The following is a 13,958-nucleotide window of genomic DNA, read 5'->3' on the forward strand; positions in this document are numbered from 1 at the left end:
CATTTAACCGTTATAGAATAGCGTAGATAATAATGCAAACGATAACTATTATCAATAGTAAATTATTAATCTCTCCATTTTTTTACTGCCTATCTTAAGCAAAGTTCTTGAGCAAAGTTGTTTAAAACTAAAAATTTAATGAATGAAAAGTCAGTTAATAAAAACCATTATCGTTAATATTGATAATAAGTCTCAATTACTTTATCATGGCAATTGTTTTTATAGTGAAAATAGCAAATGATCGTAAAACTTTAATTATAAAGCCGCTATTTTTTATCATTATTCTGCTGTTTTTTTAGCATTCTTATAACAATACCAACCAAACCTTTGATATACCGAGTTATTTATGACTACTACTTTATGTTCTAATCGTACCGCAAGCCTCCTTGTTAAACGTCCATTATTGACCGCCATGATGACCGCGTTCATTGCTAGTGTTGGCTTAGCAGGTTGTAGTTCGCCTGATTCAAGTGATAATGAGATAACAGAAACCAAAGCTGAAAACCAAACGGCTGATGCGGCCTCGAATGTAGCTGAAAATGACAACGTTTCTGTTGCGACCATCGCAGTTGATACGGTAAAAGGTAAAGTCGATTTGGCCATGAATCCATCACCATTGGTCGTTTATGATATGACCTTGATGCAAGATTTGGCGGCGCTTGACGTAGCGGTTGACGGTATGCCAAGTGGGCTACATTTAGATAACTTACAGTCAAAAGTACATCCTGATCCTAAAGAAGTCGGCACGGTATTTGAGCCTGATCTTGAAGCGTTGAACGCCATGCAGCCGCAAGCAATTTTGATCGGCTCGCGTATGGCAGAAAAATACAATGAGCTATCGAGTATCGCACCCACGCTGGATATGAGCATTGATACGGCAAATATCTATGAGTCAAGCAAGCAGCGCTTACACGATTTGGGTGCGTTATTTGGCAAAAGCGATCAAGCAGTGAAATTGCAAGGCAATATTGACACGCTGATTGACGAGACCAAAGCCTTAACCAAAGAAAATAAAGGCAAAGGCTTGGTGGTTATGGTCAATGGCAATAAGCTGTCAGCCTATGGTGATAAGTCGCGTTATGGTTTTATTCACAGCGTATTAGATATTCCAATGGCAGATGATAAAATCACTGATGCGCGTCACGGTCAGCCTATCTCATTTGAATACATACAAAAGACCAATCCAGATTGGTTGTTCGTCGTCGATCGTAGCGCTGCAATCGGTGAAGATGGTGCGGGTGCCAAAGCCGTATTGGACAACCCACTGGTGGCGCAAACCACTGCGTGGGATAAAGCCCAGGTAGTGTATCTAAGCCCAGACTCTTACTTAGCCTTTGGTGGTTATTATCAGTGGCTACAGGATTTAACGACGATTAAAAACGCCTTTACTAAGGCAAAATAAATTTTGACGCTACACAAAATACAAGTAGCAGCTGTTGCTTATGACAGTTGCTATCCATAAAATTTTTCACACTCTATTCGTAAGCCAGTAGCCGTTATGCCATTATTTTCACCTCGTGCTCAAGTCAGCGTTAAAACCAGCTCTACTCTGCCAGCTGCGCCATCAAGCTGGCAGCCGAGTGCAAGTAGTGGCAGCCGCTACGCCCGTGATAAACAGCGCCGCGCTGCGATACCGCCGTGGTTAATAAACACAGCCAGCCTCATTATTATGGGGCTTTTGGTGTTGTTAAGCTTATCCATTGGTGTAGCAGATTTTTCGTGGTCAGGTATTTTGCAAAGCCTTATCAGTCAAAGCGCCAACTCTGATAGTTCATTAATGTTAGTGAGCCGTATTCCGCGCACCGTTGCCATTATTTTGACGGGTATCGCGATGGCGGTGGCTGGGATGATTATTCAAGTGGTGCTGAAAAACCGCTTCGTGGAACCCTCGATGGTTGGGGCAACCCAAAGCGCCGCATTGGGATTACTGGTAGTCAGTTTATTGTTCCCAGCCAGCGCGCTACTGGTCAAAATGGGTGTCGCAACTATTGCGGCAGTCGCGGGCATGATGCTCTTTATGCTGCTGATACATCGCGTTCCGCCGACGGATTTTTTGATGATTCCACTGATCGGTATTGTCTTTGGTGGCATTATCGAGGCGATAACCACTTTTATCGCCTACCAAACGGAATCGCTACAGATGCTCAGCGTTTGGCAATTTGGCGACTTCTCTTCGGTATTAGCTGGACGTTACGAATTGCTTTGGTTGACGGGCGCACTATGCGTGCTGGCTTATATTATCGCCGATAAACTGACCATCGTCGGTTTAGGCGATAATATCGCGCTAAACTTGGGGATTAGTAAACGACAAGTGACGTGGCTTGGTGTTGGCATGGTGGCGATGATGAGCGCTGTCGTCGTCGTAACCGTTGGTATGATTCCCTTTATCGGTTTGGTCGTACCCAATATCGTTAGCCGCATTATGGGCGATAAACTACGTCGCAGCTTGCCCGCAGTCGCGCTCTTGGGCGCATCAGCCGTGCTACTTTGTGATATTATCGGGCGCTCCATTCGTTATCCTTTTGAAGTGCCTGTGGCGACAGTTTTTGGTGTGGTCGGCACGGTGATATTTTTATGGTTGTTATTACGTGCGCCTGCTGAGCAATAAGCCCTAGCGCAATCTTGTCGCTGCCTGATTGTTAACACTTTTCTTAATTTATTCGTCCTGTTGTCTGATTAGATAAGCTTGGCGTTGTTACTATTGAAGGTAGCATAGTAGGATTTATTCATGTTCTCATCGTCTAAGCATAACTTTATAAACGACAATTCTACCAAGACTGGCTCGGCAAAAAAGAGCGCTCTAGCAAATGCTACTTTAGACAATGACAGCCTTGAAGATACTTGTCGTCAAAACCTTTTAGCAAAACTTTGGACCTTTATCGCTGGTCATCCAAAATCCATTGCCGCGATTATTTTACTTATCTCGATGACGCTGTTTTTGACACTTAACGTCAACGGCTATTGGGACTTTGCCCTGCCATTACGGGGTAAAAAATTACTGGCGCTAATGGTCGTCGGTTATGCCATCGGCGTATCGACCCTGCTCTTTCAAACCTTGACCCACAATCCTATTTTGACACCCTCCTTATTGGGCTTTGACTCACTGTATGTGTTATTACAAAGCTTATTGGTGTTCTTTTTAGGCGCCATTAGTTTTACCAGCATCAACCCCATTACCAAATTTACCCTTGAAATCGTCCTCATGTTTGGCGCGTCGTTATTGTTGTTTCGACTGTTGTTTTCAAAAAGCAGTCAGGATTTAACGCGGCTGATACTGGTAGGCGTTATCTTTGGCGTGTTGTTTCGCAGCTTATCAGCGCTAGTTGCACGGCTCATTAACCCCGATGACTTCGTGGTAGTCCAATCGGCCAGTTACGCGCAGTTTAATACGGTCAATCCGCGGCTTTTGGGCATTAGCTTTGTTATTTGCGTCATCAGTGCGCTATTTATCTGGCGCTGGCGCTATCAATGCGATGTCTTGATGCTGGGCAAACCACAAGCAATTAACCTTGGTATCAACTATCAACGCCTCGCCTTTGGGCTATTAACGGTCATTGCGGTATTAGTCGCTACGGCAACCGCTTTGGTCGGTCCGGTAACTTTTTTTGGCTTACTGGTCTGCGCCTTGACCAATCGTATCGCGCGCCATATGTATCACAGTGAGCGTCTGATATTGGTCAGCTTGGTAGCGATGATTTGCTTGGTCCTCGGTCAAACTATATTTGAGCAAGTACTCGGCATGGCGGGTGTATTGTCAGTAGTGATTGAATTGGCAGGCGGCTTGGTATTTTTATTACTCATATTTATGACCTATCGCCGCTAATGATGACTTTTTAAAACGCAACGGTTAAATTTTTCTAAAAACAAGAACTGCTATGATTAAAATAAATAATGTTTCCCACCATATTGGCAGACAGCAAATCCTGCATGACATTAGCCTGTCTTTACCGCCCTCGCAAGTGATTGCCTTAATAGGACCAAATGGTGCAGGTAAATCGACGCTGTTTTCGGTGATGGCGCGCTTGCAACCGCTACAATCAGGGCAGGTCAGTTTCGTTATAGGGAATGAGAAGCATGACATTGTCAGCTGTCATGCACGAACGCTGTCTAAGACCGTAGCCATGCTTGGGCAAGACAACCAAGTACAAGGTCGGTTGCGTGTGCATGAGCTGCTGATGTTTGGGCGCTATCCTTATCATCAAGGACAACCAACGGCTGATGATCAGCAAAAAGTGCAGGAAATTATCGAACGCTTTGAGCTTGAGCCGTTAGCCGAGCGCTTTTTATCGACGCTCTCTGGGGGTCAACGTCAACGCGTGCTGATTGCGATGATTGTCTGCCAAGATACACCGTACCTACTCCTTGATGAACCGCTCAACAATCTAGATATGTACCATGCTGGCCGTCTGATGCGTGAGCTGCGCGAATTGAGTCATACTGAGCAAAAAACCGTGGTGATTGTCTTGCACGACATCAATCAAGCGGCGCAATTTGCCGATACGGTAGTGACGATGAAAGAGGGTCGCGTACTGGCAACCGGTGCGCCTGTTGATGTACTCACGCATGAAACCATGAAAGAGCTATACAAAGTCGATGTGACTGTCCTTAACCATCAAGGCCGACCCGTGATTGTCGATACGGTTTAAGTACGGGGTGTTTTATAACTGTTTTTTAATAGCTAGTTTTCCGTAATGGTTTGAAAATTTATTTTTAATGGTCAATTTTTGCTTTAATCGGCTTTGACGAGCTTTGACCCATAAATACACACCGGTAGCGGACAAAACTGCCACGGCCAACCCTATCATTGCTAAAAATATTTGATACAGTAAATGAGCGTTACCCTGTCCAATATGTCCCATATGTAAGGTTGAGCACCATTGGTCGATTTTATTACCAAATGCGCTTTGATAACCGAAATTAACCTTTTCAACTTTGCCAGTCGCCGCAGCCACTGTGATAGACGAGGCACCACCGTGAGTGCCGACATCTTTGTCGGTTTTAAAACGCATTTGCCATTGCCCCTCCTCTGTAAGCCTGCGGATACCCAATGTCTGCTGTACGGTTACGCCATTTTTTTGCGCAGCAATATGCGCTTGCTCAGTTAAATACGCAATACTATTCGCTTTATTAACAAAGGTATTACTACCCGTTTCAGTGCTCATTGGTGCAACGGCTGACATAGCCTGCTCGCTCGATTTATCTGTTGTCTTTGACTTGCCTTTTTCTTCTCTTTTACCCTCTCTACCTTCAAACCCAACCACTGCTTGCATCACGGGTTGATACACCGATTTTAAATTAAAACCGACACTCGACCACGCAATGACAAATAGCATCAGCCACAACCATAAACCAAAAGCGTGATGCAAATCATAATTGAGCTTAAAGGTATTGGTTTTGCGGCGGATTTTCCACGCCGGTAGCCAGCGCTTAATAAAAGACGCACGTTTTTTAGGCGTAGTTTTAGGTACAGTTTTCTGCAATGCTTTTTTACCGTTAATAGCTCTAGGAAAGGTCAAGTAAAAGCCAATAAAGCAGTTAATCGTCCAAATAAGGGCAATCAAACCTAGCAGCAGCTTACCAATATCGCCGAGCAATAAATCACGGTGCAACCAAAACACCTTCCACATGGTATTACGCCATGCCCACGCGTCTTTATCACGCGTTCCTACGATATCGCCGTTATAAGGATTGACATAAACCTCTTGAAACGGGGCTTTAGGCTGATCTGTAGCGCTTTGACCTCTAGCTCTATCGACCGAGAATACCGCAGATTTATCCGCTTCTAATGATGTTGGCATACTAGAAAAATTGTACTCTGGATAGGCGGTGATCACCTTGTCGTGCAGGGTTGCAATAGGAAGCTGTGGCCCATCTTGCCGCTCAATTTGAGCCAATTTATAATTAAACACATCATCCAACTCGGCATGGAAAGCCAATAACGAGCCAGTAATGCCAGCCATGATTAAAAAGCCTGCCATCACAAGCCCAGTATAACGATGAATCCATAGACAAATACGGCGTATATTCGATGCAAAAGAAGAGAAGGAAAGTGAAGTCATGAGTGCTGATTCTTTATGAATATATAGGGTTAATGGTGCTATAGCCGAAGCGTAATGTTTAAAAAGAAAGCTTGGGTGCCAAAAAATGGCGATAAAAAAGCCAGCTCTTTTTTATAAAAAGCTGGCTCTTTTGCTACTAAGAAATAAATGCAGGCTTAAAACTGATAGGTTAAAGAAGCTTTGATATTACGACCTGGCTCGAAGTCAGTAGCAACATCATCAATCGGGTTTAGGCGAGATGAGTGGCTAGCATAAGCTTCATCGAAAAGATTGTAAACGCCAACCGTCGCTTTTAGTCCTTCAATTTGTTTTGGCGAATAGTTCATAAATATATCATGAACGTCATAGCTTGGTTTTTCAATATCATTCGCGCTAGTATTTGGCATTACTGAAGCGACATAGGTACTGCGCCAGCCAATATCTGTGGTCTCCGTTGGACTATAAGCCAAATTGACCATATATTTATCACCCGACTCTGAGCTGCTTCCGGTCACTGATGGAATACTATAGCCTGTTTTGTCGCCTTTACTGCGCGCTCGCGAATAGCTCAAACCCATACTAAAGTTATTCATTTTATAATCAGCGGCGAGCTCAACGCCTTTAATTTTAAAATCTTCATCTTTATTGATGACACCTTGGCAATCGCCACCTGGTTGTCCATTTGCACAGTTCAAGCCCGGTCTTGTCCCACCTGATCTCACAAACTCAATATAGTTTTCGATATCAGTTTCAAAGTATTTACCGCTTAGTTGCAGGGCATCACCGGCGACCGTTAGGTCACGTAAGGTTGTAACGATTCCCACTTCAGCGTTAGACCCTTCTTCTGCTTTTAAGTCATTATTAACATACGTTTTATCACCGTCCGAATTAAAGATGGTTTGGCTTAAATCAGGACCATTAAATAACTGTGTGTAGCTAGCGAATACTTGCGTTAGTGGTGCAATCTCATAGCTTGCAGCAAGTGCACCGACGACATTGTCATAGGTTTTGCCCCCAGCGATAAACTCAGGAGATTTATAACGGTCATAACGCACACCGGGTGTTAAAGTGAGCTTACCGTTTCTCCATTGGTCTTCTAGATAAACAGAGGTGTTTGTTGCCTCGTCTGACCCTGTTTTAACGAAGTCGCGCTCCATCTCCGATTCTTTTTTGTAGTGCTCAATCCCAGAGATGAGCTTGTGCGTGCCAACATTCGTAGCAATGTCACTGGTGTTTTGGATTTTTGCGCCTGTGGTTTGAACTTGCGCGTTAAAATCAAAACCTGGATCATTGATATAATCAGAATCGCGCAAAATACGGGTTTTAGTCTGATACACATTGGTATCTATATCAATCAGCGGATTGCTAGGATTAAACTTATAATCAATACCATAAGTATCGCGCTTCACCTGTTGCGGAATTGGTGGCTCAGAGCGACTCGGAAAATCTGGACGGAATGGGAAAATCCCTTCTTTCTCAGTACGGCTAAAGCTTGCACCTACATGATGGTCATTACCAACATAAGCACCGGCTTTTAATAAGAAGCTCTCGCTCTCACTGTCTTCAAACAACTCACGGCCTTCACCGTCTTCACCCGAGCTGGTATCACGCTTGCCATAATAAGCCAATAAATCGACATTATCAGATGGTGCGCCAAAAACCGTGGCTGACGTCAGTAGCTCATCATTATTACTGGCATAACCTGCTTTTAGCTTGGCACCAATCTTTTGACCAGGTTTAAGTAAGTCAGCGGCATCGACCGTTTTAAAAGCAACCGCGCCGCCAAGTGCATCATTACCGAGCGTGACAGAATTGTTACCCACTGCCACATCCGCTTGTTTGAGCAAATCAGGATCAATGGTGATATCGCCCATATGATAGAACAGCTTGCCTTCTTGGCGCGCGCCATCAATGGTGACTTTTAGGTTGCTATCTTCAAGACCGCGAATACGAATGCGCTGGTTGACCGCTGACGTACCACCTATGGTCACGCCTGGCACCACATTTAAAAAATCGCTTAAATGGCTCGCTTGCTGTGCAGGCGTATAGTCTTCGACATCGACGCCATCCTCTTGCACCTTTTCACGTACCGAGCTATTGGCAGTTACGGTGATGGTTTGTAAGGTCGTACTAGGCACATCCGTTGCCGCAACCGCCAGCTGTGAACACAGAATTGCTGAAACAGCGACCGATAACACCGTTAATTGATTAGAAAATGTTGCTGACTTAACTTCACGCATAACACACTCACTTTACTTACTATTAGGATTGAAGGATTTAAGTGCCACTTTAGAAAGACAGTTTGAAAAAGATGGTCCGAAAAAAACAATTTGGGATTTTGCTTTTTATTTTCTATTAAAATTTTTGTGTTTTATTGATTGACCACGCCTACTCAATCAACAAATACATATAGAAATAACATGATTAACACTAATGATAATGATTAGCATTTGAAATATGACAGGCATAATAACGAAGTATTAACAATTTGGCAATAAATAAAGTAAGGAATTTAATTCAATAAGATAGACGACATTGTGAAAGTTAAGCAGCACCTAACATCGACTGCTATTAAGTACTTAATAGCAGTCGTAATTTTATTTGTCATAAGCGCATTAAGGTTTTGTTAAATCGCCGAGATGAAACAAATTAATATTTTAATCGCAAAAAAAACATTGCAATAAGCAAGGCTTTCGCTATACCCTTAGATAGCTGACTAATTAGTCAGGTTTTAATCACCATATCTGGCAATATTGATAAATAATGGTGAGCTGCTTTTATTTATTAGCACACGGAAAAGTGCGACTCTCTGTTGGAAAATTAGTAAATGCTTAGATAGCTAGAGAAACAAGATGAAGATCTAGAGTTTACTGAAAGGCTTTTTTAAGTCACGGACTCAACTCTCAAATCATCAGTTTTCCTACGCTGTTTAGGTCTACCTTCAGAGATTGGACTAAAAGTCACTTTAGGAGAAAGCCAAAATGAGTGAAGTTACTCAAGGAAACCCTGATTTATTATATGGACTGCATGACCGCCCCGCTCCTGCAAAAGCATTCTTAGGCGCGGTACAGCACGTACTTGCCGCGTTCGTTGGTATTATCACGCCCTCTTTAATCATTGGTGGCGCTTTGGGATTGGGAGAGCACATCCCCTATCTGATTAGCATGTCACTGATGGTATCAGGGGTCGCCACCTTTATTCAGACCCGTAAAGTCGGGCCCGTCGGCTCAGGGCTGATGGCATTACAGGGCACCAGTTTTGGCTTTTTGGCTGCCGTCCTTGCCGCAGGTTTTGTGGTAAAAAATAAAGGCGGTAGCCCAGAGGAGATTCTTTCTGTCATCTTTGGCGTGTCATTCTTCGGCGCATTTGTCGAAATATTTTTAAGCCAGTTCATCACCAAACTTAAATCTTTGATGAGCCCTATCGTTACTGGCTGCGTCATTGTCACCATTGGTTTGTCATTGACCAAAACAGGTCTGACTGATTTGGCGGGCGGGGTTGGTGCCGAAAACTTTGGTAGTATGGAAAATTTACTACTGGGCGGCGGGGTGCTGGTCAGCGTGGTGCTGATTAGCATCGTCAATAATAAAGTGATTCGCTCAAGCGCTATTTTTATCGGTCTGATGCTGGGTTTATTTGCGGCGATGTTGATGGGGCGTATTGACTTCTCTTTAGTCTCTGAAGCGCCATTACTTACCGTCCCTATTCCTTTTAAATACGGTTTGAGCTTTGATTGGCAAGCGTTTATTCCGATTGCCTTTATGTATATCATTACCAGTATCGAAACCTCAGGCGATTTGACCGCAACTTCAATGATTTCAGGCGAACCTATTCAAGGTCCTGTCTACGAAAAGCGTATCAAAGGCGGCGTGCTAGGTGATGGGGTCAATTCGTGGATTGCCGCGGTATTTAATACCTTTCCCGTCACTACCTTTAGCCAAAATAACGGCGTCATTCAAATGACTGGTATCGCCAGCCGCTATGTGGGTTTTTATGTGGCGGCGATTTTATTTACCATGGGGCTATTCCCTATCCTTGGCGCTATCTTTACGCAGCTGCCAAAGCCTGTGGTTGGCGGCGTGACGCTATTGATGTTCGCAACCGTTGCTACTGCGGGTATCCGCATCCTATCCACAGTGAATTTTACCCACCGTAATATCTTAATTATTGCGACTTCGCTTGGTTTATCGATGGGTATCGCGTTTGTTCCTGATGTCTTTGCGCAAACGCCGCAGCTGTTCCGCAATATCTTTGGCTCGGCAGTGACCATGTCAGGTATCGTCGCTATCACGTTGGATATGATTTTGCCAAAGAACTATGGCGTCGAGTTTGATACGTCTGATCAACATATAGAAGATGGTCTAAAACCTGTGCGCGTGTTGCCGAAAAGTGAGGTTGAAGGTCAGCCGTTATAACGGCAGCGGGCTTGGTTGAATAAATGGCGCGCTATGTAAAATCCGCTATTCAAGCCCGCAACCGCGCAGAATAAAAGGTATTAAGAAGTCAGCCGCGCGCGCTTCATCTTGCTTATCATAAGCGTCTTTTTGTAGCAGACCGACGATTTCTGTTTCAAATTCTGCATAACGCTGCGTCGTTGCCCAAATTAAAATCAACAGCTGCAATGGGTCAGCGATGCCAATTCTGCCTTGCTCATGCCAAGTTTTCATCACTTGTGATTTATCAAGCGCCCACTCTTTCATGGTTGTCGACATAAAGTCATGTAAATATGGGGCGCCGCCGATGACCTCTAACGCAAACAATTTATGACGGTTTGGATGCACAAACGCTTGGTGTAATTTGGTGCGTACAAACTTCTCTATCACGGCTTTTGGGTCGCTATCGACGGTCATTGTCACCAAACCATCGTTCCATTCTTCAATAATAGAGCGCAAAACCATTTTGTAGAGGTTTTTTTTATTTTTAAAGTAGTAATGGACATTGGCTTTTGGTAGTCCTGCCCGATCAGCAATGCCCTGCATCGTAGCGCCGCGATAGCTTTGTAATACAAACTCTTCTTCTGCAGCTGCCAAAATTACTGCTTGATTTTGGGCGCGGATATCTTGCTGATTACGATGAATAGGCGCCTCAGAATCGGACGCTTGAGATGTTTGATTAGGTTGGGTCATAAGATAAACCATTGGATAGGAGGATAAATAAGTAGCCATATTGCAACATATAACAGCACTGATAAGCCAATTTTATTTTTTATTTAGCGAAAATATAGCAGGGTTTTCGCCAGCGTATAAAAATAATTTGCATAAAACAGTTGACCAAATGGTCAGGTTTAAGCAGAATGGATGTTATTAAACCACTTATCACTCAATTAAACATAAGAATAAAGAGTTACGCCAATCTCAACTTATCGTAGGCTTTTGATTTTTATAGAATTTAAAATTCTAATTGTTTTAACTGAAATTTTAAAAACTAAGTAAACCAATAACCTTAGAAAAATAAGTTGAGAGTGGGGTAAAGAGTTTTAAATTTAAATGAAAAGGATGTCACCGTGAGCTTAACACTAGCGCAATTTAATGCCCTCTCGCCAGACGAAGCACTCTCAAAACTATTGACCTGCTGCACTAGCAGCAAATGGGCGCATGACGTAGCAGGCGCTCGCCCTTTTGCAGATATAGACGACCTACTTGCCAGTAGCGACAAGGCTTGGCAGCAAGCGCAAACCCAAGAAGCCAATTTGCTTGAGGCCTTTGATGGTCATCCACAAATCGGCAACGTTGACTCATTAAAAGAAAAATACCGCAATACGCAAGACAGCGCGGCGCATGAGCAATCTGGTGCCAATAATGCTGACATGGATGTCATTGAAGCATTGGCAAAAGGCAATCAAGAGTATCTTGCTAAATTTGGCTTTATCTTTATCGTCTTTGCGACGGGCAAAAGCGCGCAAGAAATGCTGGATTTATTACTCACACGCCTGCCAAACGACCGCGCCACTGAGCTACTAAATGCGGCTACTGAGCAAAATAAAATTACCCGTTTGCGCTTACAAAAACTACTCGGCACTGCTTAAAGCAAATGTGCTTATTTTTAATATATAAAAGGAATGATCATGTCAGGCACTCTCTCTTCCCACATTTTAGATACCCATCTTGGCAAACCTGCCGCTGATATCGCAGTCACCCTCCACCGCGTGCCTGCAAACGGTGAGACCTATCTATTGGCAACAGGTGTCACCAACGCCGATGGTCGAGTTGCCGCTGACAGCTGGAAATTTGATACTAGTATCGATATCGCTAAATATCATTTAGATGTTGGCCGTTATACCTTGACGTTTGCGACCCAAGCCTATTTTGACGCGCAAAATCTCACGGCATTTTACCCGCAAGTAGTCATCGATTTTATGATCAGTGATGGCGGTCATTACCATGTACCGCTACTGCTCAGCGCACACGGCTATAGTACCTATCGCGGTTCATAAATGAATGGCTTAATGGATTTATAGCTGTCTGTTTTACCGTTTTCAATTAACGACAGAACGCTGAACCAAACATTGAATAAAAAAGTATTGCAAAGAAAAGGACAATTCGCGCATGGGTGCATATCTTCTCGACTGGGTCGCTTTATTTTTCCGCTGGTTTCACGTCATCGCTGGCGTGGCGTGGATTGGCGCCTCCTTTTACTTTGTTTGGCTAGACATGAGTTTACGTAAGCCGCCACAGTGGAAGGCGGACAAGGGTATATCCGGCGACTTATGGGCGGTACATGGCGGCGGATTTTATGAAATTGCCAAATATAAGCTTGAACCAGAAGAGATGCCAAAAACCCTGCATTGGTTTAAATGGGAAGCTTATACCACTTGGCTTACTGGCATGGCGATGCTGGCTATCGTTTATTATTTCAATGCGACTGCCTATCTGATTGATCCCAGTAAAGTCGCTTTTGGCAGCAGTATCGGCGCGATTTCGACCAGCTTATTGTTTTTATTTGGTAGCTACTTTCTGTATGAAGTGATTGTTCGTAGTCGTCTTGGTAAAAACTCGCTGATTTTTAGCAGTATTATCTTTATATTACTAGTGATCGCTTGCTGGGGCTCTTATCAGCTATTTAGTGATCGCGCTTCATTTATTCATATTGGTGCCATTTTAGGGACGGTAATGGCGGGGAACGTCTTCTTTGGTATTATGCCTGCTCAGCGCGCGTTGGTAGATTGTGTGCGCCGCGGTGTGAAGCCCGGCAAAGAAGTGGCGGATTTGGCGCTACAAGCAAAAAACCGCTCGCTGATGAATAACTACTTTACCCTGCCGCTTATCTTTACCATGATTAGCAACCACTATCCGATGATGTATTCACATGCGCACGGTTGGTTGGTGTTAGTATTTGTCGGTATCATCACAGCAACGGTACGTCATTATTTTAATCAAAAACACTTGGGGCATCACAAGCCAAAATTCCTCTGGATTCCGGCATTAGCAACAGTATTATTGATTATTTGGATGCGTCCTGCCCCTGTTGAGCCATTACCCGCTGCTAGTGCCTCTGTTTCTACAGCAAACGCTACACCAGACACTACATCGGACACTACGCCACCAGTTACTGCTGGTTCAGCCGATAACTCGGAAATGAGTGCTGCTACCGAAACTGGCGCTGCCAATGAAGCGGCTACCGAAGTCGTACCTGTGACTGCCTCAGCAGATGATGCCATTATGGATATCGTCCACACCCGTTGTACCACTTGCCACGCGGCGCAGCCAACCCAGCAAGGATTTGCCGCACCGCCATCGGGCATCATTTTGCAGACGCCAGCAGATATGAAAATCCATCAAGACAAAATTGTCACAGCGGTACAAACTGGCTATATGCCACTGGGCAATCTCACTCAATTGACCGATGCAGAACGCCAACAACTCGTCGCTTACGCTTCAGGGCTATAGTTATTTAATGAGACAGTTATTTAGTCAGATAATT

Annotated in this window: 11 protein-coding genes; 8 read left to right on the top strand and 3 right to left on the bottom strand. The window is 44.0% G+C overall.

Annotated elements, in window-relative coordinates; genetic code table 11:
* The first annotated feature begins 346 nt into the window (after positions 1 to 346).
* The 4 genes from A7325_RS08995 (at position 347) to A7325_RS09010 (ending at position 4,646) form a co-directional block, all read left to right on the top strand.
* Positions 347 to 1,402: a siderophore ABC transporter substrate-binding protein gene (locus A7325_RS08995; RefSeq protein ID WP_068407196.1), complete on the top strand. Its 1,056-nt coding sequence runs from the start codon at positions 347 to 349 to the stop codon at positions 1,400 to 1,402.
* Between the two features lie 96 nt (positions 1,403 to 1,498).
* Entirely contained in the window at positions 1,499 to 2,608 is a 1,110-nt protein-coding gene (locus A7325_RS09000) for an ABC transporter permease (protein ID WP_082894361.1), read from the top strand.
* Between the two features lie 120 nt (positions 2,609 to 2,728).
* Complete coding sequence (locus A7325_RS09005) at positions 2,729 to 3,823, top strand: iron chelate uptake ABC transporter family permease subunit (RefSeq protein ID WP_082894362.1); 1,095 nt, start codon at positions 2,729 to 2,731, stop codon at positions 3,821 to 3,823.
* Positions 3,824 to 3,875: 52 nt separating this feature from the next.
* A complete protein-coding gene (locus A7325_RS09010) occupies positions 3,876 to 4,646 on the top strand; it encodes an ABC transporter ATP-binding protein (RefSeq protein ID WP_068407199.1) in 771 nt (256 codons plus the stop codon).
* Positions 4,647 to 4,658: 12 nt separating this feature from the next.
* Here the strand turns inward: A7325_RS09010 and A7325_RS09015 are convergent, their stop codons facing one another.
* Entirely contained in the window at positions 4,659 to 6,059 is a 1,401-nt protein-coding gene (locus A7325_RS09015; RefSeq protein ID WP_082894363.1) for a PepSY-associated TM helix domain-containing protein, read from the bottom strand.
* A 155-nt stretch (positions 6,060 to 6,214) separates the two neighbouring features.
* Positions 6,215 to 8,278: a TonB-dependent receptor domain-containing protein gene (locus A7325_RS09020; protein WP_068407205.1), complete on the bottom strand. Its 2,064-nt coding sequence runs from the start codon at positions 8,276 to 8,278 to the stop codon at positions 6,215 to 6,217.
* A 741-nt stretch (positions 8,279 to 9,019) separates the two neighbouring features.
* Here A7325_RS09020 and A7325_RS09025 point away from each other — a divergent pair.
* Complete coding sequence (locus tag A7325_RS09025; protein WP_068407208.1) at positions 9,020 to 10,453, top strand: uracil-xanthine permease family protein; 1,434 nt, start codon at positions 9,020 to 9,022, stop codon at positions 10,451 to 10,453.
* A gap of 45 nt (positions 10,454 to 10,498) precedes the next feature.
* Here A7325_RS09025 and A7325_RS09030 read toward each other — a convergent pair whose 3' ends face one another.
* Entirely contained in the window at positions 10,499 to 11,164 is a 666-nt protein-coding gene (locus A7325_RS09030; RefSeq protein ID WP_068407211.1) for a TetR/AcrR family transcriptional regulator, read from the bottom strand.
* Between the two features lie 377 nt (positions 11,165 to 11,541).
* On the opposite strand from A7325_RS09030, the gene uraD reads away from it, so the two are divergent.
* From uraD to A7325_RS09045, 3 genes are all read left to right on the top strand, one after another.
* Complete coding sequence (gene uraD / locus A7325_RS09035; protein WP_068407214.1) at positions 11,542 to 12,063, top strand: 2-oxo-4-hydroxy-4-carboxy-5-ureidoimidazoline decarboxylase; 522 nt, start codon at positions 11,542 to 11,544, stop codon at positions 12,061 to 12,063.
* Between the two features lie 39 nt (positions 12,064 to 12,102).
* A complete protein-coding gene (gene uraH / locus A7325_RS09040) occupies positions 12,103 to 12,471 on the top strand; it encodes a hydroxyisourate hydrolase (RefSeq protein WP_068407216.1) in 369 nt (122 codons plus the stop codon).
* A 112-nt stretch (positions 12,472 to 12,583) separates the two neighbouring features.
* On the top strand, positions 12,584 to 13,924 hold the full coding sequence (locus tag A7325_RS09045) for a urate hydroxylase PuuD (protein WP_068407219.1): 1,341 nt from the start codon (positions 12,584 to 12,586) through the stop codon (positions 13,922 to 13,924).
* Positions 13,925 to 13,958: the final 34 nt, after the last annotated feature.

The sequence above is a fragment of the Psychrobacter sp. SHUES1 genome, from assembly GCF_001652315.1.
Taxonomy (GTDB): Bacteria; Pseudomonadota; Gammaproteobacteria; order Pseudomonadales; family Moraxellaceae; genus Psychrobacter; species Psychrobacter faecalis.

What these genes read in the sequence shown, in the direction of transcription:
- A7325_RS09020 (WP_068407205.1), bottom strand. Translation starts at nt 8,278, where the DNA reads ATGCGTGAAGTTAAGTCAGCAACATTTTCTAATCAATTAACGGTGTTA.
- A7325_RS09030 (WP_068407211.1), bottom strand. Translation starts at nt 11,164, where the DNA reads ATGACCCAACCTAATCAAACATCTCAAGCGTCCGATTCTGAGGCGCCT.
- A7325_RS09005 (WP_082894362.1), top strand. Translation starts at nt 2,729, where the DNA reads ATGTTCTCATCGTCTAAGCATAACTTTATAAACGACAATTCTACCAAG.
- A7325_RS09015 (WP_082894363.1), bottom strand. Translation starts at nt 6,059, where the DNA reads ATGACTTCACTTTCCTTCTCTTCTTTTGCATCGAATATACGCCGTATT.
- A7325_RS09025 (WP_068407208.1), top strand. Translation starts at nt 9,020, where the DNA reads ATGAGTGAAGTTACTCAAGGAAACCCTGATTTATTATATGGACTGCAT.
- A7325_RS09000 (WP_082894361.1), top strand. Translation starts at nt 1,499, where the DNA reads ATGCCATTATTTTCACCTCGTGCTCAAGTCAGCGTTAAAACCAGCTCT.
- A7325_RS09045 (WP_068407219.1), top strand. Translation starts at nt 12,584, where the DNA reads ATGGGTGCATATCTTCTCGACTGGGTCGCTTTATTTTTCCGCTGGTTT.
- A7325_RS09010 (WP_068407199.1), top strand. Translation starts at nt 3,876, where the DNA reads ATGATTAAAATAAATAATGTTTCCCACCATATTGGCAGACAGCAAATC.
- uraH (WP_068407216.1), top strand. Translation starts at nt 12,103, where the DNA reads ATGTCAGGCACTCTCTCTTCCCACATTTTAGATACCCATCTTGGCAAA.
- A7325_RS08995 (WP_068407196.1), top strand. Translation starts at nt 347, where the DNA reads ATGACTACTACTTTATGTTCTAATCGTACCGCAAGCCTCCTTGTTAAA.